Origin of the sequence: Heterorhizobium halophytocola (assembly GCF_017873095.1) — a bacterium.
Classification (GTDB): domain Bacteria; phylum Pseudomonadota; class Alphaproteobacteria; order Rhizobiales; family Rhizobiaceae; genus Allorhizobium; species Allorhizobium halophytocola.
In genome coordinates this window covers 65,281-91,351 of record NZ_JAGGJU010000013.1, presented here as the reverse complement: position 1 = coordinate 91,351, position 26,071 = coordinate 65,281, and the positions used below count along the sequence as shown (strand labels likewise).

The 26,071-nt window shown below is 59.1% G+C and carries 26 protein-coding genes and 2 pseudogenes; 10 read left to right on the top strand and 18 right to left on the bottom strand.

Features of this window, described 5'->3' with window-relative positions; all coding sequences use genetic code 11:
• Positions 1 to 76 precede the first annotated feature (76 nt).
• Positions 77 to 352 carry a WGR domain-containing protein gene (locus tag J2Z17_RS21180; RefSeq protein ID WP_209947981.1) on the top strand — a complete coding sequence of 92 codons (276 nt, stop codon included), beginning with the start codon at positions 77 to 79 and terminating at the stop codon, positions 350 to 352.
• Between the two features lie 35 nt (positions 353 to 387).
• Here J2Z17_RS21180 and J2Z17_RS21175 read toward each other — a convergent pair whose 3' ends face one another.
• The 6 genes from J2Z17_RS21175 to J2Z17_RS21150 form a co-directional block, all read right to left on the bottom strand.
• Positions 388 to 711: a DUF736 domain-containing protein gene (locus J2Z17_RS21175; protein ID WP_209947979.1), complete on the bottom strand. Its 324-nt coding sequence runs from the start codon at positions 709 to 711 to the stop codon at positions 388 to 390.
• Between the two features lie 645 nt (positions 712 to 1,356).
• Entirely contained in the window at positions 1,357 to 2,565 is a 1,209-nt protein-coding gene (gene repC / locus J2Z17_RS21170; RefSeq protein ID WP_209947977.1) for a plasmid replication protein RepC, read from the bottom strand.
• Between the two features lie 209 nt (positions 2,566 to 2,774).
• Positions 2,775 to 3,776, bottom strand: coding sequence for a plasmid partitioning protein RepB (repB, locus tag J2Z17_RS21165; protein ID WP_209947975.1), 1,002 nt, complete (start codon positions 3,774 to 3,776; stop codon positions 2,775 to 2,777).
• Positions 3,773 to 4,993, bottom strand: coding sequence for a plasmid partitioning protein RepA (repA, locus tag J2Z17_RS21160; RefSeq protein ID WP_209947973.1), 1,221 nt, complete (start codon positions 4,991 to 4,993; stop codon positions 3,773 to 3,775). Before repA ends, repB begins: the two co-directional genes overlap by 4 nt.
• 164 nt (positions 4,994 to 5,157) lie before the next feature.
• A complete protein-coding gene (locus tag J2Z17_RS21155; RefSeq protein ID WP_209947970.1) occupies positions 5,158 to 5,862 on the bottom strand; it encodes an autoinducer binding domain-containing protein in 705 nt (234 codons plus the stop codon).
• A gap of 148 nt (positions 5,863 to 6,010) precedes the next feature.
• The gene (locus J2Z17_RS21150) at positions 6,011 to 6,724 is read right to left on the bottom strand and encodes a winged helix-turn-helix domain-containing protein (protein WP_209947968.1); all 714 of its coding nucleotides are present in this window, start codon (positions 6,722 to 6,724) and stop codon (positions 6,011 to 6,013) included.
• 247 nt (positions 6,725 to 6,971) lie between these two features.
• Here J2Z17_RS21150 and J2Z17_RS21145 point away from each other — a divergent pair, with 247 nt between their 5' ends.
• Both J2Z17_RS21145 and J2Z17_RS21140 read left to right on the top strand, forming a co-directional pair.
• Positions 6,972 to 7,769 (top strand): response regulator transcription factor, encoded by a 798-nt coding sequence (locus J2Z17_RS21145; protein WP_209947966.1) that lies wholly within the window; start codon positions 6,972 to 6,974, stop codon positions 7,767 to 7,769.
• Positions 7,714 to 9,111 carry an amidohydrolase family protein gene (locus tag J2Z17_RS21140; protein WP_209947964.1) on the top strand — a complete coding sequence of 466 codons (1,398 nt, stop codon included), beginning with the start codon at positions 7,714 to 7,716 and terminating at the stop codon, positions 9,109 to 9,111. Before J2Z17_RS21145 ends, J2Z17_RS21140 begins: the two co-directional genes overlap by 56 nt.
• Here J2Z17_RS21140 and J2Z17_RS25625 read toward each other — a convergent pair.
• From J2Z17_RS25625 to J2Z17_RS21125, 4 genes are all read right to left on the bottom strand, one after another.
• Positions 9,044 to 9,325, bottom strand: a complete 282-nt coding sequence (locus J2Z17_RS25625; RefSeq protein WP_377300004.1) for a hypothetical protein — start codon at positions 9,323 to 9,325, stop codon at positions 9,044 to 9,046. The two genes, J2Z17_RS21140 and J2Z17_RS25625, sit on opposite strands and share 68 nt — an antisense overlap.
• Positions 9,213 to 10,400, bottom strand: coding sequence for an MmgE/PrpD family protein (locus tag J2Z17_RS21135; RefSeq protein WP_209947962.1), 1,188 nt, complete (start codon positions 10,398 to 10,400; stop codon positions 9,213 to 9,215). The genes J2Z17_RS25625 and J2Z17_RS21135 overlap by 113 nt, the downstream gene beginning before the upstream one ends.
• Positions 10,397 to 11,470 carry an ornithine cyclodeaminase gene (locus tag J2Z17_RS21130; protein WP_209947959.1) on the bottom strand — a complete coding sequence of 358 codons (1,074 nt, stop codon included), beginning with the start codon at positions 11,468 to 11,470 and terminating at the stop codon, positions 10,397 to 10,399. The genes J2Z17_RS21135 and J2Z17_RS21130 overlap by 4 nt, the downstream gene beginning before the upstream one ends.
• Positions 11,471 to 11,594: 124 nt before the next feature.
• Positions 11,595 to 12,029 carry a helix-turn-helix domain-containing protein gene (locus J2Z17_RS21125; protein ID WP_209947957.1) on the bottom strand — a complete coding sequence of 145 codons (435 nt, stop codon included), beginning with the start codon at positions 12,027 to 12,029 and terminating at the stop codon, positions 11,595 to 11,597.
• A gap of 145 nt (positions 12,030 to 12,174) precedes the next feature.
• On the opposite strand from J2Z17_RS21125, the gene J2Z17_RS21120 reads away from it, so the two are divergent.
• Positions 12,175 to 12,396 (top strand): helix-turn-helix domain-containing protein, encoded by a 222-nt coding sequence (locus J2Z17_RS21120; RefSeq protein WP_209947954.1) that lies wholly within the window; start codon positions 12,175 to 12,177, stop codon positions 12,394 to 12,396.
• Here J2Z17_RS21120 and J2Z17_RS21115 read toward each other — a convergent pair.
• The 7 genes from J2Z17_RS21115 to J2Z17_RS21085 all read right to left on the bottom strand — a co-directional run bounded on the left by J2Z17_RS21115 (position 12,353) and on the right by J2Z17_RS21085 (position 18,755).
• Positions 12,353 to 13,255, bottom strand: a complete 903-nt coding sequence (locus tag J2Z17_RS21115) for a carbon-nitrogen hydrolase family protein (protein WP_209947952.1) — start codon at positions 13,253 to 13,255, stop codon at positions 12,353 to 12,355. The two genes, J2Z17_RS21120 and J2Z17_RS21115, sit on opposite strands and share 44 nt — an antisense overlap.
• 1 nt (position 13,256) lies before the next feature.
• Positions 13,257 to 13,937 (bottom strand): RraA family protein, encoded by a 681-nt coding sequence (locus J2Z17_RS21110; protein WP_209948168.1) that lies wholly within the window; start codon positions 13,935 to 13,937, stop codon positions 13,257 to 13,259.
• Positions 13,938 to 13,942: 5 nt separating this feature from the next.
• A complete protein-coding gene (locus J2Z17_RS21105) occupies positions 13,943 to 14,806 on the bottom strand; it encodes a TauD/TfdA dioxygenase family protein (protein WP_245224257.1) in 864 nt (287 codons plus the stop codon).
• Between the two features lie 109 nt (positions 14,807 to 14,915).
• Complete coding sequence (locus tag J2Z17_RS21100; protein ID WP_209947950.1) at positions 14,916 to 16,001, bottom strand: ABC transporter ATP-binding protein; 1,086 nt, start codon at positions 15,999 to 16,001, stop codon at positions 14,916 to 14,918.
• Complete coding sequence (locus J2Z17_RS21095; protein WP_209947948.1) at positions 15,998 to 16,801, bottom strand: ABC transporter permease; 804 nt, start codon at positions 16,799 to 16,801, stop codon at positions 15,998 to 16,000. Before J2Z17_RS21095 ends, J2Z17_RS21100 begins: the two co-directional genes overlap by 4 nt.
• On the bottom strand, positions 16,798 to 17,694 hold the full coding sequence (locus J2Z17_RS21090) for an ABC transporter permease (protein WP_209947946.1): 897 nt from the start codon (positions 17,692 to 17,694) through the stop codon (positions 16,798 to 16,800). The genes J2Z17_RS21095 and J2Z17_RS21090 overlap by 4 nt, the downstream gene beginning before the upstream one ends.
• Before the next feature lie 11 nt (positions 17,695 to 17,705).
• Complete coding sequence (locus J2Z17_RS21085) at positions 17,706 to 18,755, bottom strand: ABC transporter substrate-binding protein (protein WP_209947944.1); 1,050 nt, start codon at positions 18,753 to 18,755, stop codon at positions 17,706 to 17,708.
• 583 nt (positions 18,756 to 19,338) lie between these two features.
• Here J2Z17_RS21085 and J2Z17_RS21080 point away from each other — a divergent pair.
• A pseudogene (locus tag J2Z17_RS21080) lies at positions 19,339 to 19,575 on the top strand (GDP-mannose 4,6-dehydratase); the annotation flags it as partial.
• Positions 19,576 to 20,312: 737 nt separating this feature from the next.
• Positions 20,313 to 21,734, top strand: a complete 1,422-nt coding sequence (locus tag J2Z17_RS21075) for an ISNCY family transposase (protein ID WP_209947942.1) — start codon at positions 20,313 to 20,315, stop codon at positions 21,732 to 21,734.
• A gap of 6 nt (positions 21,735 to 21,740) precedes the next feature.
• Here the strand turns inward: J2Z17_RS21075 and J2Z17_RS21070 are convergent, their stop codons facing one another.
• Positions 21,741 to 22,478 (bottom strand): hypothetical protein, encoded by a 738-nt coding sequence (locus tag J2Z17_RS21070; RefSeq protein WP_209947940.1) that lies wholly within the window; start codon positions 22,476 to 22,478, stop codon positions 21,741 to 21,743.
• A 303-nt stretch (positions 22,479 to 22,781) separates the two neighbouring features.
• Between J2Z17_RS21070 and J2Z17_RS21065 the strand changes: the two are divergent.
• The 4 genes and pseudogenes from J2Z17_RS21065 to tnpC all read left to right on the top strand — a co-directional run.
• Positions 22,782 to 23,558: pseudogene (locus J2Z17_RS21065) on the top strand (IS30 family transposase); the annotation flags it as partial.
• Positions 23,559 to 23,654: 96 nt separating this feature from the next.
• Positions 23,655 to 24,032 carry an IS66-like element accessory protein TnpA gene (tnpA, locus tag J2Z17_RS21060; protein WP_245224256.1) on the top strand — a complete coding sequence of 126 codons (378 nt, stop codon included), beginning with the start codon at positions 23,655 to 23,657 and terminating at the stop codon, positions 24,030 to 24,032.
• Positions 24,029 to 24,382, top strand: coding sequence for an IS66 family insertion sequence element accessory protein TnpB (gene tnpB / locus J2Z17_RS21055; RefSeq protein ID WP_162732556.1), 354 nt, complete (start codon positions 24,029 to 24,031; stop codon positions 24,380 to 24,382). Before tnpA ends, tnpB begins: the two co-directional genes overlap by 4 nt.
• Positions 24,383 to 24,451: 69 nt before the next feature.
• The gene (gene tnpC / locus J2Z17_RS21050; RefSeq protein WP_209947938.1) at positions 24,452 to 26,008 is read left to right on the top strand and encodes an IS66 family transposase; all 1,557 of its coding nucleotides are present in this window, start codon (positions 24,452 to 24,454) and stop codon (positions 26,006 to 26,008) included.
• The last annotated feature ends 63 nt before the right edge of the window (positions 26,009 to 26,071 follow it).

Sequence of the window (26,071 nt, the reverse complement as noted above, 5' to 3'; positions counted from 1 at the left end):
TTTCGTGAATCGATGACACGCCAGCGATTCAAAACTCGCGTTGGACGCGGTCGCGCAAAATCACGATTCTGCGCTCATGATCACCCAACCCTATCATCTCTATGTCGAGCGCACTGAAACGGGTCGCAACATGGCGCGCTTTTACGCCCTGGCGATCGATTGCAATCTGTTTGGCGAGCCTTGTCTTACAAGGCGATGGGGCCGGATTGGCACCCGCGGGCAGACGATGGTCCATCACTTCTCGCAGGAACAAGAGGCGGTGGCTTTGTTTCTGGATCTGCTGCGCCAAAAGCGAAGCCGCGGTTACAGACCGTTGTCGCCATCGGCGACCGAAGAACGGACTTCGCGGTAACGCCCCCGGGGTCGAGGGCGTCACGCTGCAATCTGTCAATCGCTGGCGCGATGGCTCGGCCGGGACCAGATGAGGCTGAAGCTGCGGGTCTGGTCGTCCTCGACCAGATTGGCGTAAATCGGCGCCATGAAGCTTGGATCATCGAGCTTGACCGCGAGATAGTTTCGTCCTTCCGCAGATGTCTTGGTCCAGGCTGCCCCGATCTCGACCCGGCCGACGAGCACGCGGTGGCTGGGGGCGTTTTCCCTGTTGGGGCGCAAGTCCGCGACGATGCGAACCTTTCTGGCCTGGAGCGATAGGGTGACGATTTCGCCGGTGAATTCGCCGCCGGATTGCTGGAAAGTGCCGATGGTAGCCATTGTCGTTCTCCTGATTGGGTTTCGAAGCTGCCCTATGCGGCCTCGATGGCGGTCGAACGATGCCGAATGAGCCGGCTTGCATCCCCTGGACCGAAGCAAATGCGAAGGACAGCGCAGCCAGTCTTGTTGGTTCGCGAGGAATGCTGCGAAGCGGCAGGGGAAGAAGACTGGTAAAGCTGTTGCAGGTAAAGGCTTGTTCGGTGTCAGACCAGCCTGCAAAGAGGCCCTGTCGGGCAGTTGGCCTGACCAACGGGGGAAATGGCCTGCCGCGCTTGCTCAACCGTCAATCAACAAGGGCTTGAATGCTCCGCGCAACACACATGCTGCAACAGATCGGCCGTCCCGGTATGTTATCACCATCCTCCAATCCTCGCCACCGCCGAGTGTTTCAGATCGCACCTTGCCGGGCGGCAATTCGGGGTTAACCTGCCAGACATCCGGGTTCACAGACAGAAATTACCGAAGACGTCGGCATGGATGATGCACACAGAGTGACATGCATTTCCCCGTCCGATAATTGCCAGACGTGAGACCTGGCTGGCCGCATTGGCCGTCCCTCCCCCTCGGCCTCTTCTCCATCGATCCCGTGGATTGCGCCAAGCCAAGCGTGGGAGAGGCCGGCCATGGCTTTTCCCCATCCCAAGTTCATCCCGCCGACCGTCTTGTTGTTGCTCTTGCATTCAGCAGTGCCATCACCATCGGCCCGAGCGAAAACTCGCCGCGGCTTGCCCGCCGGGTTAGATCGCGCAAATATCCGCCCGGTGAATTGATCAGGTGCGTTCGCTCCAGCATGCAAGCCACCGCGATGGCCGCATTCTCCGGCCCGAGGATCGCACAGGCCTCCTCGTAAGCCGACGGGCTGACACCCAGCATGGACCTGATGACCACCGCGGCGCTCATCAGGTCACGCCAACTGCCAACACCGCCGCCCGGTCCATAATCATGTATCGTGGGGCAGGCTTGTAAAACCACAGCCAGCGGAAACGCCTTTGTTGTGCCGGCCTCAACGCTTCTGATTTTCACAGGTTCGGCCTTTTGCTCTTTTCCAGAGCAAAGTTCAGATTCATGTAAGGTGTTGGTATTTGAATTCTGTATGTGCCGCTCATTTTGATCGGCGTTGCCGCTGGATTTTGAAGATTTCTGCCGATTTTCCATCATGTTGACCACCTCTTCCAGGAGCATCTCCATCTCCTCGACGAGCGCTGCAAGCTGCTCGAGCGATGGTGCCCGAGGAATTCGCGCAACAATTGCCAGATACATGTCTTCGACAGCGAGCCACTTGCCTTCGGTGTCGTCTTCCAGGGCAGCGCTAATCAATTTGCGGGCGTCTCGTCGGCATATCGTCAGGTCTTCCTTCATCCTGCGATAGCGATTGCGGTCGCTGACCACTTGCTGGGCCAGCAGCGCGAGTTCTTCCGAGCGTGCCAGAAGCGGAGAGAGATCGAAGCCAAACGCGCTTTCAATCACGCCACCCTCGTCTTTCCGCGCGTACCGTTTGCCGTTTGCGCTGTCCCGGCGCACGATCAGTCCTGCATCGACCAGCAAAGCGAGATGGCGGCGAAGGGTAGCCTCCGCGATGCCATGGGCGCGAAGTGCCAATTGCGCATTGGAGGGAAAGACAACCAACTGGCTTCCCTCTCGAAGTTCCCTGTCAGGGTAAAAGGACAGCAGGGCATCGAGAATGGCGAGGCTTCGGTCCTGCAGACCGAGAACCTGGCGCGCCTCGGCGGCATCGCGAAATACCGCCCATTTATCGACGAATTTGTCAGCCTTGATGTTATCGGCGGCCAATTGACGTTGCACCAGGGCAAGCGTCATCGGCCGCCGCCCAAAGGGCGTCGTTACCTGTCTCATCAGTGTCTTCCACCTTTCGATCAGGCAAAAGAAATCCACTCACCAAAACGGCGCTAAAGACTCTTGACGATGTCTCATGGAAATGCGATTCTCTGGGTGCTTAGTTCAGAGGAAGGCTTCCACGGCGGTGACGTTGCGGAGGTCTTTTTCTTTTGCGGGTTATCCTTTCAAGTCGTTTCTCTTGCAGAGCCTGACAGCTGTCAGGCCCCTCAATCTTGGTCGCGGACGAGAAAACTCTCGGCCAAAGCGGGCAGGCGCTCTTCCAGAAAGCGCAGAAAATCAGGGCCCTGCGGGCCTTTGGCGGTAATCCGCATTTCCTTTCCGGAGTTCGACACCACGCCAAGTCTGTTTCCGTCGCGGCTCTTGACGTCAACGCCAGCGGCCGCTTTCTCGCCAGGTTGCAAAGCGCTGAGCACGCGCTGAAACCGTTCGTCCGAGGACGAACCGGCAGAACTCGCCTTCGACAACAGCGCTTCTACAAAGGCCGCGCCGTCTTCGCGCTCCTGAAGCGCCCGGGCGAGATTGAGCCACCGGGGCCGGCCAATCTTCGGCGCCCGCCCGATTTTTTCGATCACGGCAATCGGCACGGCGCGGGTGACGGCACGCATGCGCGCCAGTTCTTCATCCTTGATGTTGAGGGCTGCATAGATGTCCCGTGTCTTGATGCCTGCGGCATCCATCTCGGCAGCAAACAGAGCCCGTTCGATCCAGCTAAGATCCTGGCGTGCTGCGTTCTCGATCCCCTGGGCAACGACGAGCTCTTCGTCGGTCATCTCGACTTCGAGAGCGCGCACCATCTTTCCGAGTTCGCGTGCTGCCCGACTGCGTCGATGACCGTAGATCACCTGATAGCGACCAGCCTGCTTGGGATGCCGGCGTACCTGTATCGGCACCTTCTGTCCCTCTTGGTCAAAGGAGGTCTTGAACATCTCAAAAGCGCCCGGATCTTCATCCGGCAAACGGTCGCGGTAGGGGGAGGGATCGATGATCTTTGGATCAAGTTCCAGTATCTGTCCGCCCCCGGCGTCGACGATGGCCTGCAGCCGATCGCGCTCTGCCCTGATGTCGTCAATCGCCCTATGGGTCGCGCCGATGACCCCTGCACTGACCCGACCTGGCGCCTGTTGGGCGGCTACAGGTTGGCTCCCCTCGACCTCAGCAGAAATCAGACCAAATTGCGCGACTATGGATTTCTTCGGACTCTTGGTCATTCGCGTCCCCAGACCTGGTTGAGCAACCGTGTAATCTCTGCATTGACGGCATCGACCGCTTCACGCGCCCGCTTATGGGTGTCCCGGCTGATCTGGCCGGCCTCAAGCTCATAGAGGGATCGCTTGGCAAGCCCTGCCGCTTCGATGGCGGTGCTTTCGATGAGCGTCGGCACCAGCACATCGTCGTTGAAGAGATGGCGCAGCATGGCAATGACCTGCGATTGCGGACCGTCATTCGGATTGTAGCGGGTCACAAGGTAGCGGATGAAATCCTGCTTCAGATCTGCACCGTTCTCGTTGAGCACGTTGATAAGGTCCCCCATCATCAGGAGGAACTGGCTCATCGAGGCGACGTCCAGCATCGCCGGATGCACGGTGATGATCATGCTGGTCGAGGCATAGATTGCCCCCAGCGTCAAAAAGCCAAGCGATGGCGGCGTGTCGAGAATGACGACGTCGTAATCCTGCTCGACTTCATCCAGTGCCAGCTTCAGGCGCTCGAAGAAAAGCGCCCCGGTGCCCGAACGCCCCGCCAGCATCCGCGGCGTATCGTGTTCATATTCCATCACCTCGAGATTACCGGGAATCAGATCGATCCCGGTAAAATAGGTCCGCCGGATGACGTCCCGGATCGGGCGGCGTTCGCTATCGTAGCGAAGGGCCGCATAAATGGTCTCGTTTGCACCGACATCCACTTCCGGCTGGAAACCGAACATGGCCGACAGCGAGGCCTGCGGATCCAGATCGAGCGTCAGCACACGGTAGCCCTCAAGCGCCAGGTAATGTGCGAGATGGACGGACGTCGTTGTCTTGGCGCTGCCGCCCTTGAAGTTGGCAACCGCCAGAATCTGAAGCTTTTCGCCTTCACGCCGACGCGGCAAAAAGCGCAGGGCCTCGGATGGCTTTTGCTGTGCAAACAGCTCCCGCAATTCGTTGATCTGCGGTAGGGTATAGGCGCGGTGATTGTTTTCTAGTCGCCCCGGCACCGGACCGCGCCCCTCGCGCGACAGCAGCTTCAGGGTCGAATCGGGAATGGTGGTCAGCTTAGACACTTCATTGGTCAAAAACGGGCGCAGCGTCTTTTCCGCCCGCGGCGGGTACATCAGCGATCGCAACTGCTGGAGTTGGCGAGATAGAAGGCTTGCGTGGCGCATGATCTTGCTGCCCGCATCCTCCGGAGTTTTGTTGACCACGCTGGCCTGTTGAACTGTCGACATCCGTTCCTCTTAGCGGCCTATCCCCGATTTATCGGGCTTTACCCGCCAAAAAGCTAGACCATGATTCCCAGGCTTCCGCAAGGAAAAGAGGGTTAACGAAACCTTAACCGCCCCACATGCCTGTCTTGCTATGGCGGGACCGACACGAAAAACGCCGGTCCGTGTCATATCAGCTGCATTTTCATCGCCACAGAAATCGCCTGTGTGAGAGTGACGACATGGAGCTTTTGCCGCACGCGCTTCATGTGGAATCGCACCGTGGAGTACTCGACCCCCAACAAAAGGCCAATATCGACCATCGACTTGCCCTCGGCCAACCAGTTCAGACACAGCTGCTCGCGCGGGGTCAGTTCGACCTTAGCCTGTTGCTCGGCCGCCGACATGGAAAGGCTGGCATGCACCCGGGCGACGGCAGCGCTCGCCCAGACGGCGTCGAGTTCCGTATCTCCGAGCACGCCGTCCGGCAAAGCACTGGCCAGCGTCAGCAGACCGAACTGACCGAAGGGGAGCGGGATTGGCAATGACACGCCCGAATAAATACCGAAGTCACGCGCTTCGCGAAAAAAGCCTCGACACGAATCGATCCGCCCGCGTCTACTTTCCCCAGACCAGCGGAACGGCTGCATTTTGCGCCGCGCCATGGCAATCACTGGGTCTATCTGGAGATAGCCCTCCTCGAGATAACGCTGCTTCCATGCATCCGGGTAGCTGGAGGATCCATGCAGACGCCCTCCTGCGAGCTCGATATAGGCATGGTAGTCAAAGCCATAGGTACGACCAAGACGTTTTAGCGTCATGTCAAGACGAGACGTGTCCTGCAAGGTCGTACAGGCGTCCATCAGATCTTCATAGAACAGCTTGTTTGCCATGAACGGATGTCCTCAGGGCATAAGCACGCCGATTGAATATCAAAAGGTGATGCAAAGACTTCAAAATCATTAGATCGCTATCGATTATGTCCAACCCTGTTCTTGCAAGATCGGCTTTGCAACCTCTTGTTGCTATTTGTAACACTATTTAACATTGTGAGTCGGTGGGCGGCACGCCCACTACCAATGGCGTAAAGCGGTACCCGCCCGAACGAATTGTCAAAATCAGCCGAGGGGAGGCGCCCCTGTCCTGAATCTTATGGCGCAGCCGACTGATATGGACATCGATGCTGCGTTCGACCGACTGAGAAATACCGGCATGGGTAAATTCCATCAGTTGCCGGCGCGAGAGGGTCATTCCGGAATGGCGGCAAAATGCCTCCAGAAGGTCGAACTCCACACCGGTCAATCTGATCGGGCTGTGGGCCGGATCCCATAGCTGACGCGTGTTCGGATCAAGACACCACTGGTCGAACATCAACATGTCCTGACGGTGCCCGGCAACGTCGTCGGACTTTCTGAGGATCACGTTGATACGGGCTGCAATTTCGCGGCCATCCGCCGATGGCGAGATGCAATCATCAGCTCCCGCATCGAAAGTCTCCACGCGTCGCTCGGTATTTTTTACATCGATAAGCGCGATGATCGGCACACGACTGTATCGGCGCACCTCGCGGCAAAGATCCGCAACGTCGATTGTCGTCCGCGAGGCATCGACGATCAGAAGACTGCTGTGGTGGGCATGCAAGGCAGCCCTCAGACTGGCATGCGTATCGAGGTGTATGAAGCGCCGGCACGCCGGAAGCGTTGCCGTTATACGATCCGCAAGCGCGGCATCATCGGAAACCAGAATGATCGACAAGTCGCAGTCCCCCTGTCTTTATCCTGTTCTTTCTTCGGCGCACCCTTAGCGCCGGGCGCGAAGCTGTGCTCCTCCACACATTGCGCCCTAACTGTCACGCAACTTCAACTGGCACTTTTGAGAGGGCGAGGTCCCTTCAGGGCTTCATGATTCTTAACGCTTGCGCGTCGCAAACCATTTGATTTTGCAGCCATATGGGCCGAGCATCCAAGGATGCCTCGGGCAAACGCAAAGACGGGCTCAGCAGATGAGCGAGGAGACAACACAACAAAATGCAGGCCGGGTGATCCTCATTGGATCGGACGAACCGGAGCGTGGTTTGATGCTGCGATACATGCTGGCGAGCCAAGGATTCTCAGGTGTTCCCGTGGGCCTGGCTGACATTGCAGATCTGGCAAAGCAGACAGCGCCCGACGCCATCCTGCTGGACCTCGGTGGCGTCGACGCGGTAGACTTTATCAGCGCGTTACGCAGAGACGCAGGCCTCACCCGGACAAGCATCGTCGCTCTCGTCGGGCCTGGTGCGGCAAAGACCGAGCCAGGACTGCTTGATACGGTAGTCGACGTCTGGTTCACGCGTCCGATTGAGCCGCACACCTATCTGTTGGCGCTGAGCCGATTGCTAGACGCCAAACGGCACGCTCGGATCCAGCCAGCTCCGACCGTGTTGCACTACGGTTCGTTGCGCCTGGACCGCGGCACGCGACGCATAGACTATGCCGGAAAGCGCCTGACGTTCACCGAACGCGAATTCAACCTGTTACAACGCCTTATGGCAACACCCCAGTTGGTCCTGTCTCGGCGGGAACTGGCAGAGAGCGCGTGGCCCGCCCGTGTTTTCGTCGATCCGCGTACGGTCAACGTTCATGTCGGCCGTCTCAGGCGCAAGCTGAGCGCGGCAACCGGACTGACACTGGTGCGAACAATTCGCGGCGCCGGCTATGCCTTCGGCCTGGAGGACGTCTCCCAACCAGAGAACGGTCAGAATAATGGAGAAGCTACTTCTCAAGAACGCCCGGATCATCACCGGGGAACAGGCCGGTGAGAACGACATGTCCTGCGGCTTTCTGCTGATCAAGGGGCATCGTATCGAACGCGTCGGAACAGGCAGCGCGCCGTCAATCCGCGACGCTACGGTGATCGATCTGGAGGGCGCCGCGATGCTGCCCGGCATCATCAATGCCCATAGCCATGGGCTGACGGGAGGGCCGTCCATGCCAAGCGGCTCGCGCGCTTTTCCAGCTGCCGCCGTCCACTACCAGCGCAATCGACATCTGCTTTCAGGCACGACAACGGCCTTGAATGTCTGCGGCCTTGTCCTGCCCGAGGACATCGACGCCGGCTGCTTGCCTCACCCGCTCGATGTTCATGTCGCCACCGCCCATAGCCCTTCCTCGATCGCCGCTGCCAAGGCCGTGGATGGGGCGGGCCTTCTTGACAAGCATATGCAGGCCAATGCCAGATTTATCATGGCCGCTGGAGCAAAGGCGCTCGGAGAAGCAGGGGGAGGGCAGACGCTCGGGGGAAGCGCCCAAGACTATCGTTTCATCCCGGAGGCAATCCGACAGGCCACTGGTGTCCAGGTCCACCCTCTCCAGGCCAGACGCTTGAAGGATGCCATTTTGGGGGCGAAGCTCGATGGCAAAGGAAGACACAGCGACACGCAACTAGCAGTTATCATGGAGGAGGCGGATCTGTCGGACAGGATTGCCGTTTCTGCCCTGCGCGCACTGGTGACAGACACCGTCATGCCGCCCGTCAAGCTTGCGATGGACGGGCTTGAAGAGCTGGCCCGGCTTTCGGCCGAGATCGGTGTACCGGCCATCTTCCATACGGCGGCGCCGACGATCGACACCCTTCTACGCTTGGCGGCCACCTATCGTGACGCTCGCATGATTGCCGGTCATGCCAATCATCCCTCTTTTTCGACAGCAGAAGCGGTGGATGCAGCGCGCAGGCTGCGCGCGCTCAACGTCGCAATCGATGTCTCGACCCTGGACGGTATCGAGACCCGTTGGCGCAATACACCCGACACCTTCGATGCCCTGATTGAAGCGCGCCTGGTCGACACCATCTCGACCGATTTCGCCGGCGGCGACTGGGACAGTATCCTGGGGGCAGTCCAGCGCATCGTACGAAAAGGCCAGATGCGGCCGGCAGACGCAATCGCGCTTGCGACAGGCAATGTAGCGCGTCTATTTACGGCGCTGGCCGGCGACCGGGGTATTCTTCGGGCGGGCAAGCGCGCCGATATCGTCATCGCGGAAGCACACAATTTCTCCCGTGTGCGGCATGTGATCTCGAATGGGCGCTTTGTCGTTATTGATGGCCAAGTGTGCTCAGAGCTGCCAGAAGGGGCTGTGCATCCCCCTGACCCAACCGATTGATGCCTTGCAGGAACAGGAATTGCGTCTCCTGATCCAGGACACCATCGGTGACACGACGGAATTTCGACGCAATATCGTCCTGCTGCAACGGCCGGATCGGATCACCAAGCGGGTCGGTCCAGGCCGACATGTAGGCACCGGTCGTTGTCTTTACGTGAAGCCGCGCAAGCGTGCGGGCTGGAAAGGCAGCATCGGCAACCGGGTCTTGATACAGGGTGATCTTCTGGGCCATCTCTCTGAAGTGTTTCCTGTTGAGCAGCGTCGGCCTGGCGGGCAGAAGGGCATCTGCCGCCCAAGATCGCGGCGACTGCAAGACAATAGGGCAGACTGAATTGCAGGCCAATCAGATCCGCCGGATCGGTCTGATTGCTCAATTTTAGCGCCCAGCCGAACGTGTGGACGCCGATGGTCATGACGGTTTGGGCGACAAGACCGTGCGCGCGTTTCAAGTCATTCCAAGCATCCAGGGCCGGGTGGATGTAGCGACAACAGGAATACCGCTTGAAATAGGTGTCAAGGATCATCCAGTCCTGTCCCAGGGCCTGGGTGAGCAGAGCGGGATCGAAGATTGCGGGGTGATCGAAAATATCTAGCGGCCCGGTCAATCCCGCCCGCGCCAGCAGGACTGCCTGCCACCCCGTCACCGCGGCAAAAGGAATACCTTCTTTTATCAGATTCCCCGAAAGCGCTGAATAACCAGAACTGCCATTGGCGCGCATGTTCGGCGAGAGAACACCCGCGATCGCCAAGGCTTGCGACGGTGGCTCAGGCGGCAGCTTCAGGAGCCGGCCGATCGCCGCGGCCACGGCCATGGCGGCCCAACGCCCCGTTTGCCGAGACAGGATCGCATCGCTGCGTTGCGCGGCAGCAACCCGCACCCCGACTTCATAGCCTGCAACGATCGCAGACATGATGTCCATGGCATCGGTCGAACTTCGGTCTGCAAGCGTCAGAACGGAAGGAATAACGGCCGCGCCGGGATGGCCGCGCGCCGCGCGATTGCCGTCATCCAGGTCCAACGCGCTGGCCGCTGCCGCATTGGCGAGCAAGGCAGCAAGCGCGGGGACGTGGTCGCTGCCAAGCCAAATTGCATGCCCGCCGCGCCCGTCGATCTCACGGAAAGCCCTCCGGACGGCGACAGGTCCAGGCAGATTATATCCTGCCACCGCGCAACCGATCAGGTCGAGAATGCAGCGCATGGTGACATCTCGAACCTCTTGAGTGAGTTCGGCGACGTCGACGCTGGCCGCCAATTGCGCCAGCGTGAGCGACAAATGTTGCCGCGTCATCGCTTGCCGCCCGCCTTGGCGTCGAGCTGCCGGCGATATTTGCTGAAGGTAGCCTCTGCAGCAAAGAGGTCGAGCATCGGCAGGCCAACGCAGGTAACGCAAACAGGCTCATCTGGCGCAAGATCGGGCGGCTCCGGTGAAACAAGCTCACGCACACCGATGAGAGGGCCAATCTCCTCAAGCGAGCGCCCCATCCTGGAAAAATAGAGCGCCAGGCTCTGGGAATTCCGCTTGGATACCAGGTGGAGACTGTCGCAGACCACACGGCCCTCCCGCAGCATCCGCCGAAGATAGGTCTCGGGAACCTCGTCACCGCCAAGATGCAAGGTCAAGGCACCTGGATGAAGCTGGCCCTCGGCAAACACCGGTGCTGCGGCATTGGTGGCAGTGACGACCATCTCGCATCGGGCCAGCATCGCATTGTCTTCGACCGCCTCGATGGGGAGCCCAAGTTTGCCGGAAAGATCGTGTGAGACAAGCTTTGCGGTTTCTAAGCTGCGGCTCCTGACAAAGACGGCGGTCAAGCTGTCGTGCATGACATGATCCAGGCTCTGGATTGTTGCTTGAGCAACGGGACCGGCGCCGAAGATGAATACGCTAAGGCGCCTCTCTGAGCGACGGAATCGTCTCAGGACTTCGCTGGCATAGGTCCCGGTACGCGCAGCAGACAATTGGCTTGCCTCCAGGATGGCGACGGGACGCAGACTGAACTTGTCCAACAGCAGATAGGTCGAACAGGACCTTGCAACGCCGTGCGCCCGGTTGACCGCATTGGCGCCGACAACCTTCACACCGCCATGGCGCTCGTTGACACTATAAAGACAAGACAGTTTCCATCCGAGCCGTTCACCGTCGAGGGGGTGCAGCCCGATTTGATCGCTTGCGCCCCAGCTATCCACGCCGTCAAGAGAGAGAACGGCCTTGCCGCCGATCGACTGCCCGCTCCGGATCGCAATCCAGGCCTCCTTCATCACCTGATGTAGTTCTCGCAGATCGAGATGAGCCTGCAGATCCGTCAATTGCTGTGCGCTGATCAGCGCATAATCCGTGTCGAATTGCTGTCTGGGCATGGCCGCTCCTCCGTCCGTCGGCCCCATATTTTAAACCTGGAGCCAGGGGATGGTGGCGAAGTGTTGGAGACGGATCGGTGAAGTTTTGAGTAAGACGGAACGAGCGGCGGCAAGCCGTGCCTCGTCAAGGCTTGCCCGCGATCACCGAGCAAGGCGGTTCCGGGGCTGGGATGGCCCGAGGCGGGGCCGGGGTGTCATGGCTCCAATGCACGATGATCGCCAACACAGCACGCCGAACGTGCGCATCGGCAATCCGCTGATAGGCCGCGTTCAATTCCTGAACATCTGCGGCCAGGGCGTGGTCCTTATCTGGCGCTGCGGCTCGGCGAACAAAGAAATAGGATAGCGGTACGTCCAGCAGCTTGGCCAGCAAGGCCAGCCGCGCAGCAGGAATGCGGCCCGTGCCACGCTCGTATCGCGCTAATTGCATGCTGGCGATTCCGCATTGGCAGGCAAGTTGGCGCTGACTGATGTGCAAGCTGCGCCGACGAATGGCAAGTTGGCTGCCAATCAAGACATCCGCGGATGTCGGTTGGCGGGCAGAACCTTTCATGATCATCACTCGTCTTGCTGTCGCCCAATGGGTGGATAGTGGCAGGCTCGGATGACAAACGTTCGTCAGTCAGCCTCCGGAAAGACAGCGGCCGCATCGATACATACTATAGTTGATAAACTAACAGGCCGCAGCCTGCCGTCACTCTCGCATGGACATGCGCAGATTGGTTGGTCGCAATTTTGCCCGCCTGCGTGAGGAAAGGCGCCTCACGCAGGAGGAGATTGCCGCGCGGTCCGGATTCAGCCAACAATATTTGAGCGGGCTGGAACGCGGTCGACGAAACCCGACTGTCGTGACCCTTTTCAAACTCTCACAGGCCCTGGGTGTCAGTCACATCGAACTTGTCCGCACGGACAAAGAGCAGGATTAACACAGCCGAAGCTTCGGCCGACGTCGACGGGTAGGTCGTCCAGCGAACGACGCTGGCTTTTCATGGGAAGGCGCCGCCGCACGTCTGCCAATCGATCCGTGTCCACATCGACCGTCAGAACGCCCGGCATATCCCCGAGTGAGTTCAATATTTTCCCCCAGGGATCGCATACCAGCGAATGGCCGAACAGAAGGCGCTCAGATCCATCCGGTGACGGATAGCTGCCGCATTGACCACATGCGACCAGATAGGATTGGAATTCGATCGCTCTGGCGCGACACAGGACCTCCCAGTGATCGCGGCCCGTCTGTCGCGTAAACGCTGCCGGCAGAATGAATATGTCGACGCCGCAATCGGCCAGGCGATCGAACAGTCTGGAAAAGCGCAGGTCGTAGCAGATTGCGCACCCGATACGCACATTCCCGATGTCATAGACCAACAGCCGATCGCCGGCCGCCACAGAAGCGGACTCCTGGTACACCTTACCGTCGGGCGTGGTGATGTCGAACAGATGGATTTTGCGATACCGACCGACCATGCGGCCATGGTCATCGAAGACAATGCTACTGTTGTAGGTGGTCGAGGTTTCCGCCACGTGTTCCAGCAAACTGCCTGCATGGATCCAGACGGCATGGTCACGGCTGAACCGCCGCAGCATTTCAAACGCCGCACCACCTGGAACCCGATCGGCCGCCTCAATTTTGTCCTGGGCCGTTCCGCCGATCCAGTCGAAATGCTCTGGCAAGACAATGAGGTCTGGTTTGCCCGCCGCTAAAGCTTGATACATCAGATCTTCGGCTTGCCTCAAATTCGCCGCCCGGTCGGGAACCGCATTCATCTGAATGAGAGCAATCTTCATGTCAGGTCTCCGGCTTGTAATCGAAAATGGAACGGCCTGCGGCGAGATGTGGCCTCAGCTGGGCAGACCGCGACTGGCGTTCGACAGCTATCTTTCCCAGCCGCTGCATCAGATGTCGGTCGCAGACGAATACGCCGCTCGCATCGGCCAGTACGGCGTCGCCAGCCAGGATAGGAACGCCGCCGCAGGCAATCGGCACGTTGATGGCGCCGCCGATATGGATCTTCCGATTGGTCGTCTTTGCCGAGACGCCGCGGCTCCAGACCGGCAGGCCGATCTCAATGATTTCGACCGGATCCGTGCAGGGACCATCCAGAATAATGCCGACGGCCCCCTTGGCCTTGGCCGCCGTTGCGACACCTCCGCCCACGCATGCCACGTCATCACGATCAAGGCGCGAGATGCACAGGACATCCCCAGGCTGCAGAAGATCGATTGCCTGATAGATGATGGATCCGTCGCGGCCAGGCGCCGCGACGGTAAAGGCTGACCCCACGATCCGACAGGCCTGTAGGGGCCGGATGGAGGGATCCAGAAAGCCGAGATACTCGACATGACCAATCGTGGCTGTCTCGACCGAGCTTAGAAGCGAGACCAGTTCCGCGGACAAGGCAGGATGGCGGCCAGCCATCCTGTAGAATTCTTGCGCAGAAGCCGGCTCGCAGGCATGCGAGGGGTTCATCTGCGTCACACCGGCCGCTCCCCTGACGTCGTCGTGCGATACATGACACGGATGAATGTGGGGTCGAAGGCGTCGCGCCGATGCATGGTGCAACGGTTGTCCCACATCATGATGTCACCCACCTGCCAGGTCTGGACGAAGACCTCGCTCTTCTCGGTCACATGGGCCCAGAGCTCGGAGAGCAGGTCGCCGCTTTCGTCGAGGGGCATGCCGACGATCCAGGCGCCTTCAATGGTCCCGCCGAGATAGAGGGCCTTACGACCGGTCTCGCCGTGCGTGCGCACTAGCGGATGCACAATCCCGCTCCATTCCCGAAAATCCGCACTTTTCGGCTCGGAATGCCCCAAACGCAGCTTTCCGGTCTTGTCGAAGACGTTCTGGAAAAAGATCTGGCGACCATCGACGACGGTTTTCAGCGCTGCCGGCAAGCTCTCATAGGCCTTGTATGTCGACAGGAAATAGGTGTCGCCCCCCGTCGGCGGGACCTTGATCGCCCGCAGAATCGCACCGGCAGGCGGGCGCTCATAGAACCAGGTATCGGTGTGCCATGTCGCTTCACTGTTGCCGAGAGCGCCGCTCGGCTTGCCATCCTTCATCTCATTGCTGATCACCAGGATTTCCGGATGGGTCGGATGCCCGCCTTCCTGCAACTGTTTCGGATGGATGACGAAATCTCCGAAATGGCGCGAAAACCGAACCTGCTCCTGGTCGCTGATATGGGTGGCGCGAAAGCGCAAGACACCAAATTCCAGCCATAGCCGCCGGATTTCAGCGATGTCGCGCTCAGTATAGGACTTGAAGTCAAACCCCTCGATGTCGGCACATACATTGGTCGAATCCTGAGAGGCACGAATACGGTTCAGCAACATGATGTTCTTCCTTGAAATGTCTTGATGACGCTTTGACGGTAAGGTCGGAAGGATCGTCGCTTCCAATAGCAATGCGGCCAGATTGATAGCCGCAGACGATGGATTCGTTTCAGTGCGTGAGCAGCTGCACCTCGGCGGCCGGAATCGAGAGCGTCAAAGGCCCGTCGATCGCCGGTAGCGCGCCGGCACGCGTAGAGCGCATCAAGGATGTGAGCACGACCCCAGGGGCCACCTCGACCAGAACTTCAACGTAGGCGCCAAGGGTCACGACCCGCACCAGCCGGCCCTGCAACCGATTATCGCCAGGCATCGCGGCGGCTTGCGGATCGATGATTTTGATGTTTTCGGGCCGCATGCAGCAAAATCGGGTTGCCTTCGGATCAGCCGGCATGTCTGCCAAAAGCCTGGGCCCACTCTCGGCCAGGACGATCTCGACATGAGGAGAACGCGTGGCACTGACAGCGACCGGGAAGATGTTGGATTTGCCGATGAAGCTGGCGACAAATCGGGACTGCGGCCGCGCGTAGATGTCACTTGGGGGCCCCACCTGCGCGACGGCCCCCTGCCACATCACGACAATCTGGTCGGACATGGCCATCGCCTCTTCCTGGTCATGGGTGACATAGATGAATGTCATGCCCAAGCGTTCCTGGATTTCCTTCAACTCAATGCGCATGGCTTCGCGCAGCTTCAAGTCCAGATTGGAGAGCGGTTCGTCCAGGAGCAGCAGGGACGGGCCGGGAGCGATCGCTCGCGCCAGTGCAACGCGCTGTTGCTGTCCACCCGACAACTCCCGCGGATAGCGGTGGGAATAGCCTTCCAGATGGACACGGGAAAGCGCAGCAGCGACCGCATCTTCGATCTCCGATCGCGCGCAATGGCGCATTCTCAAACCGAAACCGATGTTTTCGGCGACAGTCATATGGGGAAAGAGCGCGTAGTTCTGAAAAACCAGGCCCAGATTGCGCCGTTCGGGTGGCACACCCGCCTGGTTTCGCCCGCGAATGCGGATCTCGCCCGCAGACGGAGCGCTAAAACCCGCGATCATGTTCAGGGTCGTGGTTTTACCGCAACCGGACGGTCCAAGCACGCTGACAAATTCCCCTTGCGGAATCTGAAGGTCGAGATTCTTAACGACCGCGGTGCCACCAAAATCCTTGCTTACCGAGCACAGTTCAATATCCGTAAGGTTCATTTGCTCCCACCATGGAGTTGTGCGGAAAAGCCACCGATCCGTTCAAACAGGAAAATCACGGCAAGGATGAACATCATCGATGCGATGTTGACCGCCGCCATGACCGGATTGAGGCTGTATTCCAGATAGTTGATCACCGTTATCGGCAGCGTCGTATGGCCGGGCGTCGCCAGAAAAACGGACAAGGGAATGTTGTTGAAGGACAGAACAAAGGCGAAGGTCACACCAGACAGGATTCCGGGTCTGACCATTGGAAGCAGCACATGCCAGAGGCGCTGGAGCCTGGAGGCGCCAAGGATCTGCGCGGCACGATCCAGGCGACGGTCAAATCCGTAAAGCGACGTCGCGATCATTCGGGTAACGAAGGGCAGGGCCAAAACCAGATGGCCGGCGACAAGCGCGGGCATGCCCAACTGCGCCTGCCATCCAAGCCGCGACAGAAACAGAACGATTGCAACGCCCTTGACGATCTGTGGCACGGCAAGAGGGGACATCAGCCAGGACATGATGGCAGCGCTGCCGGGCAGCCGTTCGTCTACCACCGCAATCGCTGCCAGAAAGCCGATCACGGCACTGAGGGCGGCGACGATGAACGCGATCCGGACACTGAGGAGAAACGGAGAGATCCATCGTGCCGACGCCAGTTGACCATACCAGGCGAGCGACCACTTTGTGGCATCGAACGTCACCTCGGAGGTCGGGCTAAGAGAGGCGACCAGGACCACGATGAGCGGCAGGGTTATGAACCCGAGTATCAAGACCAGTGCCAGCCGGTAGAGACAGAGATGCCAACGGATCATGACGCGCGCTCCAGTCTGACGTGCTGATCCAAGCGCCGGGATTGCTCAAATCGCAGGCCGAGAAAGGAGATCATACTCATCATGACCAGCAGGACTGTCGCCATCACAGCAGCGAATGGCCAATCGAGGTAAAACAGGACCTGGTCCGCCACCATCGTTGCCAGAACCTTGAAACCGGCTCCGCCGAGGAGGGCAGGGGTTGCATAGGCGCTGGCTGCCATCGTGAAGGAAAGCAGCAAGGAACTGACAATGCCAGGCACAGACAGGGGCAGGAGCACATGCCGCAGGATCGAAATCGGGGAGGCGCCCAGCATTTGAGCCGCGCGCTGCAGATTCACATCGATACTCTGGATGCTCGCCATCAACGCCAGAACGCCGAAGGGCAGGATGACGTGCGTCAAGCCGACAACAACGGCGAACAGGTTCTTTGAAAGAGGCAATGGCTGTGCAATCAGCCCTAATGTCATCAGGCTTCGATTGATGACACCATGATCTTCCAGGATGATCAGCCAGCCGTAGGTTCGCAGCACGACCCCTGCCAATTCGGGCGCCAGCGCAAGGGCAAAGACGATGGCGCGGACACGTCCCGATGAACGGGCGAGGTAATAGGCGAGGGGATATCCAAGACACGTTACGCAGACGGCAACCATTGCCGACATGCCGGCCGTGCGCCCAAGTCCGTAGAGGGACAGCCCATCGGTCAAAAAACGCTCATAGTGCCGTAACGTCAGGCTCCCCGTCGACAGATCGACAAAGCTTGTGCCGAGCATCAGCCCCATGGGAAGCCCAAAGGCCAAAATGAGAAACAGCACGGAGGGAGACAACAGCAAGACAGGCCCACGGCGCCTCGGCGCGCGCACGGGAACTGCGAAGGTTTCGGAACGATACGTCATCACTCGCCCCCTCACTGAAGAGCCGAAACGACGTCGCGCTCCCAACGCTCACCCCATTCCGGCAGATGACGCGAGACAGCCTCGAGATCCGGCAGGAGAAGCGCGCGCATGTCCGCTTCGCTACTAATTTGCCGATCTCGCAGGTCCTCCGGCAACTCGACATCCAAGCGAGCGCTGCCAACTTTATAGGCCGTCGCCCATGCCTCCTGACGGCCTTTCTCGAGAAAGAAATCGATAAATTTGCGCGCAGCATCCTTGTGCTCGGCGCCCGAGGGAATGCTCATCGTGGCAATCAACGGCACGGTGCCCTCACGGGGCCGCACATAGTCGATGGGGAGACCTTCATCGACCAGCAGTTGTGCACGTCCATTCCAGAAGGGCATGGCCCAGACCGTCCCGTTTCGGATATAGCGTTCCAGCACAGCGGAAGACTGCTCGAACCCGATCGACTGGCCGGCCAACTGCCGCATGGCTGCAAATCCGGGACTTGTGTTCTCGACAAGATCACCGCCACGCATCACCGACAGAACCTGCAACAGGTCCACCGCCATACTGTTCTGGAAGGTCGGCAGGACGACATGGCCCTTGAGTTCAGGGGCAAACAAGACGTCCCAGGAGGCCGGTGGCTTGGGAAAATGATCGGTCCGGTACAGCAGGGCCATATACTGCAGCTCATGCACCGCACCGCACGGACCTGCCGCCTTAGCAATCGCCGGGTTGATCGCCCGAAGATTGGGGATAGCGGAACTCTCAAGCGGAAGAAGCAGTCCTTCTCTGCAGCCTTGAAGCGCCTGCGAGGCCGTCATGACAACGACGTCGAAGCCTGGACGCCCGTTGCTCGCCTTGATCTTGGCATAGTCTTGGGAAGCGGAACCAACCGCATCATAGACGACGGTTATTCCCGTCTGCTTTTCAAACGGCTCAAGAATGGTCGATCGAATGATCTGCTCATAGGGACCGCCGTAGCTGTTGACAATAAGGTCTTCGGCCAGCAGCGGATGCGTCGATCCACTGATACCCAGCGCAAGAAGTCCGACACTAAAGGATTGTCTCAAATTCATCGCAAGTTCTCGTTTTTGGTGTGGTTCCCAATCCCGAGACTGATGAGCAGACCCTGCAACGTCCAATAGCAATCACCGCAGATTTATGCGGACATTCTATCAATCATCTGTAGATTGTCGCGAAGTAGCCGAGCCAGTTGGTGTGGGCAAGGCCGATGTTAGGCGCCATGCTCCATGACCCTTCGAACGGCATGCCCGGTTTCAAGATGCGGCGGGTTAACGGTCTCCGCCGCATCAGATCGGACAGCGTGATCCGGCGATGGATGCACAGGCTACGGCGCCGTTAGCGTGGCGGTGCCAAGCTTGCGCGAAAACAGCTGTTGCATGAGCGGATTAGCTGTTCGTTCAGCAGAACCCTCATCCGAGACAACGGCGCTGCGTCAGGATCCTGACTCAGTTCTGCAGGCCCCGATGAATCGATGCATTCAGGGAAACCGGTCACGCTTAGGCCTTTGGCAGATACCACCATTGGAGGTATCTGCAAGGGGAACACGCCATTTCGTCAAGATGTCAGGTCTCGCCAATCCTTTATAGTCCTGCAGATGCGCGGCAGAGCCGCAGTCGATGGAATGGAGATGGGTGCTTGGGTGACAGGATTGCATTGATCGTCGGCGTGACGGGTCAGGACGGGGCTTATCTCAGCAATCTCCTGCTGCAGAAGGGCTATGTCGTTCATGGGCTGAAGCGGCGCTCCTCGTCATTCAACACGGCGCGCATCGATCATCTATATGAGGATCCGCAGCACAGCCATACACGGTTCCGCCTGCATTTCGGCGATCTGACCGATGCGACGAACCTTTGCCGGGTTATTCAGCTCGTAGACCTTGTGACGTGGACCGATGGCGGAAAGTGTACGCGGCACGGGTGTTGCGAGCGCGTAGGCATCGATCAACGCAGCATAGCCCGTTGGTGTGGCCTCCTCAGGAAGCCAGCGCTCCTGAAAAACAGTTACGGGCCCTGAAAACGGCTTACTCTGCGCGCGCTCCATGACTTTTAGCTCCCCGCCCCGATCATTGATTTCAAATCAGCCTATCTCATGAATATTGATTACAATCAACGCGCCTTACGAAAGCTGATGTTGGAGTCGCTTTCGCCCTCGCGTAGGAGGGATGGGGGCCCATGGGGAAGAGTCAAAGAGGGGCCGGACCCGGACGGGTCAGTCTGCGTGGTCGAGAGAGAGAGCCCCGTCCGGACTTGTCCTTCCCGCGCTCCAAGCGCCCGGACATGAATATCTCGTCTCCAGTGACCGATCCGGTCACGCCGCCGGAGCCCACGATCCTGGCCCCATCAATCTGATTCTTCTCCGTCTCGAACGCGCTCACCGCCTCGATGCTTCGGCTCTGCGCAGCGCTATGCAGATCGCTTTTTGGCGCCTCAGATTGCAGTTCCATAAGATAGATTATGCGCTCAGCGGATGTAAGGGCTATTTAGTAATGCGACAGTTGGGCCAGTTAGAGATGCGACAGTCTCGCCTCTCGACGCACTGGTCAAAGCCAACGTTGGGAGCAAGGATGACGATCTTCAGCCTGGTCGAGACCATGAGCGGTCGGAGTCGTCATGTCCTGTTTGATCACCATATCGCAGAAAGAATTGCATCGCCTCGAGCTTATCCAGAAGATCCGTGACGAACGCCTGACCGTCGTCGAGGTGGCCAAACGGCTCGACCTCAGTCGAAGTCAGGTCCATCGGCTGCTGCAGGCCTATGACCGGGATGGTCCGGCCGGGCTCGTTTCGAAGAAGCGATCACGGCCGAGCAATCGGCGCCACAGCGAGGAGTTTCGCAATGCGGCGCTGGATCTGATCCGAGAACGCTATCTGGATTTCGGTCCGACGCTGGCGCGTGAGAAGCTGATCGAGTTGCACCGGATCTCTGTCGCCAAGGAAACGCTGCGGCAATGGATGACCGAGGCCGGTATCTGGGTCTCGCGTCGGGAACGCAAGAAACGGGTTTTCCAGCCACGCGGCCGACGTGATTGCTTTGGCGAACTGGTGCAGATCGATGGCTCGCATCACTGGTGGTTGGAGAACCGTGGGCCCAAATGCGCCCTGCTCGTCTATATCGATGACGCGACCGGCAAGCTGCTGCATCTGCGCTTTGCCGGATCGGAGAACACATTCGACTATCTGCACGCGACCAAGGCTTATCTGCAGCAATGGGGCAAACCGCTGGCCTTCTACAGTGACAAGCATGGTGTTTTTCGCTCCACGCATGCCTCGGAGAAGGACCGCACGAGCGGCCTGACGCAGTTCGGCCGGGCGCTTTATGAACTGAACATCGACATCATCTGCGCCAACACCCCGCAGGCCAAGGGCCGGGTGGAACGTGCCAACCAGACATTGCAGGATCGGTTGGTCAAGGAGATGCGGCTTCGCGGTATTGACACTATCGAGGAAGCCAACGCCTATGCACCTGAGTTCATTGCGGATTTCAACGCGCGTTTCGGCAAACAACCGCGTAATCCGAAGGACATGCACCGGCCGTTGGCCGATCACGAGAACCTTGATGGCGCCATGTGCCGTAAGGAAGTTCGCACGCTGTCGCAGGCTTTGACGCTGCGCTACGACAAGGTGCTGTTCATTCTCGATCCGACCGACGTCTCCAGACCCTTGGCCGGTCAGAAGGTGATCGTTTGTGATTATCCGGACGGACGGCTTGAGATCATGCACGAGAGCTATGCCCTGCCCTATAGAACTTTCGATACGCTGCGCTCGGTGCATCGCGCCGAAGTCGTCGACAACAAGCGACTGGATGACATGTTATCTGTTGTCGCCGAGATGCAGGCTGGTCGCGAACAGCAACGCAGCAAGGGCGGCCCCCGACGGACCGGGCAGAAAGATCATATGTTCGGCATTCGGGACGGCAGTACGGCGAACGGCTATCAAAAGCGTAGCCGCAAGCCGAGGACAGATTATATGAACGATCCGGCAGTGATTGCACGGCGAGAGAAAGCGTTATTGAGGCGGCCAGCGGCGGAATAAGGATCGTCAATGCACGCCGATGTCGCTTTGCGTATCTGATTCCAGCTGCAGACAGGCGGCCCAGAGCGGCGTTTTGTGGAAGGAGCCGTCCTGGAAAAGCGTGAGCCCTTCTCTTGCTTCATAGAGCAGGCCCAACCAGCACAGGCGCCGCAGGACGCCATATAGGATATCGGATTTAAGCTCCCAGGCTTCCAGGGTCATTTCGGTCTCAGACAGGGGGGCGAAGTCTGGCTTGAGGATTTTGACAATCTGCAATGGCGTGCACCCTTCTCTGGCCTTGATGTTGAGAAGGTTGAGGAACATGCGCCACCAGCGCAATCGCGCCTGAACGTCCTCTTGCCGATCGGTCACGTGAACATAGGAATAGAGATAATCCGTGGCGATCAGATCGAAGAAGGCTTGCGGGTTCACCAGAAACTCGCGACCTCGTTTGGTTGGCAGCAGCACATCCTTTTTCCGGCGAAGCAGCTTCAGATGACGGGTCATGTCGCGCACGACCCAGAGCGGCGGCATGTCGCGTTCATTGAGCACCTTGTTCATGCTGTAGAGGTCTTCGGCCGTGAAGTCGGGCCAGAGGAAGTTCACAGCGGCCCAATGCACGAATTTGCGCTTCATGGCGCCGGTCGCGGTCAATCCTATGCCGCCCTCACCGTCAGCATAAGCAACGGACAGAAGCATGCCGCGAAGAAGAGGTGACAGCGCGGCGACATCGACGTCACCCTGCAGCTTGATTTCCGGAAGCATCGTGCGACTTTGATCCCTACCCCGCTCCATGCAGGTGCCCACGAGTATCAGCCGGCGACGGAACAATTACCACTGAGAAAGCTAAAGCCGAAGGGGAGCGTCATCACCCGCCCCCGCTCCTCCCTTGCAACCCGGCCCAGCCGGTCGGATCGGGAGCTGATCGTCAGAGCCAGTGTCGCATTTCTAACTGGCCGACAGCGTCGCAGCCCTATCCAGCTTTGACAGCGGATGTAAGGGGGGTACATTCTATTTCCAAGTGCGACATGCCAGTATTTTCAATGGCTTCACTTTGGAGATTTTGGCATGTCCAAATGCTACACGCAAATCACCCTCGCCGATCGCCGACGCCTTCAACAGCTGATGACAGCGAAAGTGTCCATCAACGAGATTGCGCGTCTACTTGGCCGTCATCGCTCGACGATCTATCGCGAGATCAGGCGCAATACGTTCCATGATCGTGAACTGCCGGACTATGATGGCTACTACAGCACGCTTGCCAATGATCTGGCTCGGGAACGGCGATGCAGGCTGAGGAAGCTCAGACGCCATCCCGATTTGCGCGAGGAAATTATCAGCCAATTGAAGGCTCGCTGGTCACCGGAACAGATTGCCGGACGCCTGATTGCGGACGGCGTATGCCTGGTTCGTGTCTGCAAGGAAACGATCTATCGCTTCATCTACAACAAGGAGGACTACGGCCTAGCGCTCTATGAATACCTGCCGGAAGCGCGTCGCAAACGTCGCCCATTGCGCTCGAGGAAACCACGCGACGGTGCGTTTCCATCGACGCATCGGATCTCAAAAAGACCTGATATCGTTGGGCAACGCCTGCAATTCGGTCATTGGGAGGGTGACCTGCTGATCTTTGAGCGTCCATTCGGCCAAGCAAACATCACCTCGCTTGTCGAGCGCAAGAGCCGCTACCTCGTGCTGATCAAGAACCCAAGCCGGCACTCCGGTCCGATCATGGACAAGATCATCAGATCATTCTCACCCTTACCGGCATTCGCACGCCAAAGCTTTACCTTTGACCGTGGTACCGAGTTCGCCGGTTTCAGGGCTTTGGAAGATGGAATTGGCGTAACCGGTGTTCTGCCCCCACATTGCCTGCTGTCGCCTGATCTGTGATCGACGTTCCATGGACGAGCGACAAGGAGTTTCTCCATGGACACTACATTGGAGGTTCTCACGATGCGGGAGGGCCGACGTGAGGCTCATCGCCGATGGTCGGACGAGGTCAAGGCGCGGATCGTTTCGGAGAGCCTGCGTCCGGGCGTGACGGTGAACGAAGTGGCGGAACGCCACGGTCTGAAGGCCAACCACCTGTCATCCTGGCGAACCCTTGCACGGCAGGGCAAGCTGGTTTTGCCTGAGCCGGAAGATGCAGTCGAATTCGCGGCCATGGTTGTCGAGACGCCCGCGCAGGAGCCGCCGACTGTCAAAGCAGTTTCCCGCGCCGAGATCGTCGTCGGTGCGGTCACCATCCGTCTTGAGGAAGGAGCATCTGCGGCCCGGATCGCGGCCATCGCGCGTGCCTTGGCGGCGGCGACATGATCTTTCCATCGAATCGCGTGCGGATCATGGTGGCGACCAAACCAGTAGACTTCCGCAAGGGGCATGACGGATTGGCGGCGCTGGTGAAGAACGAGCTGCGCAGGGACCCGTTCACCGGAACGGTCTTCGTGTTCCGGTCCCGCAAGGCAGACCGGCTGAAGCTGATCTACTGGGATGGTTCCGGTATCGTCCTGGCCTACAAGAGGCTGGAAGAGCACACCTTTACCTGGCCCGGTATCAAGGATGGCCTTATGACACTGAGCCACGCTCAGTTCGAAGCTCTGTTTGCGGGCCTCGATTGGAGACGGGTTCGTGCTGTCGAGACGAGAGCGCCGGAGACCATCGAGTAGCTGCGGCACGATGACTCAGCACATCAGATTCCGGAGGCAAAAGCGGCTGGGTATTGGTAGGCTCCGGTCATGTTGGATGCCGCCGATCTTCCCGATGATGTTGCCGCCCTGAAGGCAATGCTGATTGCGGCGCAGGCACGCGAGGCAGGGAAAGACGCCCAGATTGCTCGCAAGGACGAGCGGATCGAACGGCTTGAGAAGCTGGTTGCGGCCTTCAAACAGGCAGCCTTCGGGCGCAAATCCGAGAAGACCGATCCCGACCAGTTCGATCTGGCACTGGAAGACCTGGAAACGGCCATGGCAGCGATCCATGCCGAGGATGAGGCAGACGCTCCTGCCGGGACCAAGGTCTCAAAACCACGAGCGAGCAATCGCGGCTCCCTTCCTCAGCATCTTCCCCGTGTGGAAGAGGTGATCGAGCCGGAAAGCCTGATCTGCGCCTGCGGCGGTTGCTTGCATCGCATCGGCGAGGATGTCTCCGAGCGGCTTGATGTGGTCCCGGCGCAGTTCCGCGTCATCGTCACGCACCGTCCCAAATATGCATGTCGTGCATGCACCGACGGCGTCGCTCAGGCTCCGGCTCCGGCACGGCTGATCCAGGCAGGCCTGCCGACGGAAGCGACCGTCGCCCATGTGCTGGTTTCCAAATATGCCGATCACCTTCCGCTTTATCGGCAGGCCCAGATCATGAGCCGCCAAGGCATCGATCTCGACCGCTCCACGGTGGCCGACTGGGTCGGTCGGGCCGCGTTCGAATTACGTCCCGTCTTCGATGCGCTGATTGCTGACCTGAAGCGCTCGACCAAGCTCTTCATGGACGAGACCCATGCTCCGGTTCTCGATCCCGGCTCGCGCAAGACCAAGACTGGTTACTTTTGGGCACTCGCGCGTGATGATCGTCCTTGGGGCGGCGGCGCACCGTCGGGCGTGGCCTTCACCTATGCTCCCGGTCGCGGGGGCCTTCATGCCGAACGAATATTGCAGGGCTTCTCCGGTATCCTGCAGGTCGATGGCTATGCCGGATACAACAGGCTGATCGCACCGGACAGGGTCGGTCCCGACATTCGGCTTGCCTATTGCTGGGCACACGCTCGCCGCAAGCTGGTGGAGATCACCCGCAACGCAACAGCACCAATTGCCGAGGACGGCGTCAAACGGATCGGTGAACTGTATCGGATCGAGGCAGAACTTCGTGGCCTTGATCCGGAGGCTCGACTTGCCGGACGGCTGGAACGATCAGCGCCGCTGATCGCAGACATGCATGCCTGGCTCGTCCATCACCGTGCCTGTGTCGCGACCAAGTCCCCACTCGGCGAGGCTTTGGCCTACATCGCCAAATACTGGGATGGCCTGACGCTGTTCCTGACCGACGGCCGCATCGAGATCGACAACAACAGCGTCGAGCGCACCATTCGGCCGATTGCTCTGAACCGAAAGAACGCACTCTTTGCGGGGCACGATGCCGGAGCCGAGAACTGGGCCACCATCGCCTCGCTCATCGAGACCTGCAAGCTCAATGCGGTTGATCCGCTGGCCTATCTGACCAACACGCTCACCGCCATCGTCAATGGCCACAAGCAAAACCGGATCGATGAGTTGATGCCGTGGAATCATCTGGCCGTATAACGCCCGAAGGGGACAGCAGTCGGCCCGAAGTGGCCATATCAAGCCTGATGAGACCTGCGGCGG

Coding starts and splice junctions, on each gene's coding strand:
- J2Z17_RS21110 (WP_209948168.1), bottom strand. CDS start 13,937: ATGAACCCCTCGCATGCCTGCGAGCCGGCTTCTGCGCAAGAATTCTAC.
- J2Z17_RS21175 (WP_209947979.1), bottom strand. CDS start 711: ATGGCTACCATCGGCACTTTCCAGCAATCCGGCGGCGAATTCACCGGC.
- J2Z17_RS21100 (WP_209947950.1), bottom strand. CDS start 16,001: ATGAACCTTACGGATATTGAACTGTGCTCGGTAAGCAAGGATTTTGGT.
- J2Z17_RS21075 (WP_209947942.1), top strand. CDS start 20,313: ATGTCCTGTTTGATCACCATATCGCAGAAAGAATTGCATCGCCTCGAG.
- J2Z17_RS21130 (WP_209947959.1), bottom strand. CDS start 11,470: ATGCCCAGACAGCAATTCGACACGGATTATGCGCTGATCAGCGCACAG.
- J2Z17_RS21135 (WP_209947962.1), bottom strand. CDS start 10,400: ATGACGCGGCAACATTTGTCGCTCACGCTGGCGCAATTGGCGGCCAGC.
- J2Z17_RS21085 (WP_209947944.1), bottom strand. CDS start 18,755: ATGAATTTGAGACAATCCTTTAGTGTCGGACTTCTTGCGCTGGGTATC.
- repB (WP_209947975.1), bottom strand. CDS start 3,776: ATGACCAAGAGTCCGAAGAAATCCATAGTCGCGCAATTTGGTCTGATT.
- J2Z17_RS21095 (WP_209947948.1), bottom strand. CDS start 16,801: ATGATCCGTTGGCATCTCTGTCTCTACCGGCTGGCACTGGTCTTGATA.
- J2Z17_RS21145 (WP_209947966.1), top strand. CDS start 6,972: ATGAGCGAGGAGACAACACAACAAAATGCAGGCCGGGTGATCCTCATT.
- repA (WP_209947973.1), bottom strand. CDS start 4,993: ATGTCGACAGTTCAACAGGCCAGCGTGGTCAACAAAACTCCGGAGGAT.
- repC (WP_209947977.1), bottom strand. CDS start 2,565: ATGAGACAGGTAACGACGCCCTTTGGGCGGCGGCCGATGACGCTTGCC.
- tnpB (WP_162732556.1), top strand. CDS start 24,029: ATGATCTTTCCATCGAATCGCGTGCGGATCATGGTGGCGACCAAACCA.
- tnpC (WP_209947938.1), top strand. CDS start 24,452: ATGTTGGATGCCGCCGATCTTCCCGATGATGTTGCCGCCCTGAAGGCA.
- J2Z17_RS21120 (WP_209947954.1), top strand. CDS start 12,175: ATGGACATGCGCAGATTGGTTGGTCGCAATTTTGCCCGCCTGCGTGAG.
- J2Z17_RS21090 (WP_209947946.1), bottom strand. CDS start 17,694: ATGACGTATCGTTCCGAAACCTTCGCAGTTCCCGTGCGCGCGCCGAGG.
- J2Z17_RS21125 (WP_209947957.1), bottom strand. CDS start 12,029: ATGATCATGAAAGGTTCTGCCCGCCAACCGACATCCGCGGATGTCTTG.
- J2Z17_RS21155 (WP_209947970.1), bottom strand. CDS start 5,862: ATGGCAAACAAGCTGTTCTATGAAGATCTGATGGACGCCTGTACGACC.
- J2Z17_RS21105 (WP_245224257.1), bottom strand. CDS start 14,806: ATGTTGCTGAACCGTATTCGTGCCTCTCAGGATTCGACCAATGTATGT.
- J2Z17_RS21180 (WP_209947981.1), top strand. CDS start 77: ATGATCACCCAACCCTATCATCTCTATGTCGAGCGCACTGAAACGGGT.
- J2Z17_RS21070 (WP_209947940.1), bottom strand. CDS start 22,478: ATGCTTCCGGAAATCAAGCTGCAGGGTGACGTCGATGTCGCCGCGCTG.
- J2Z17_RS21140 (WP_209947964.1), top strand. CDS start 7,714: ATGGAGAAGCTACTTCTCAAGAACGCCCGGATCATCACCGGGGAACAG.
- J2Z17_RS21115 (WP_209947952.1), bottom strand. CDS start 13,255: ATGAAGATTGCTCTCATTCAGATGAATGCGGTTCCCGACCGGGCGGCG.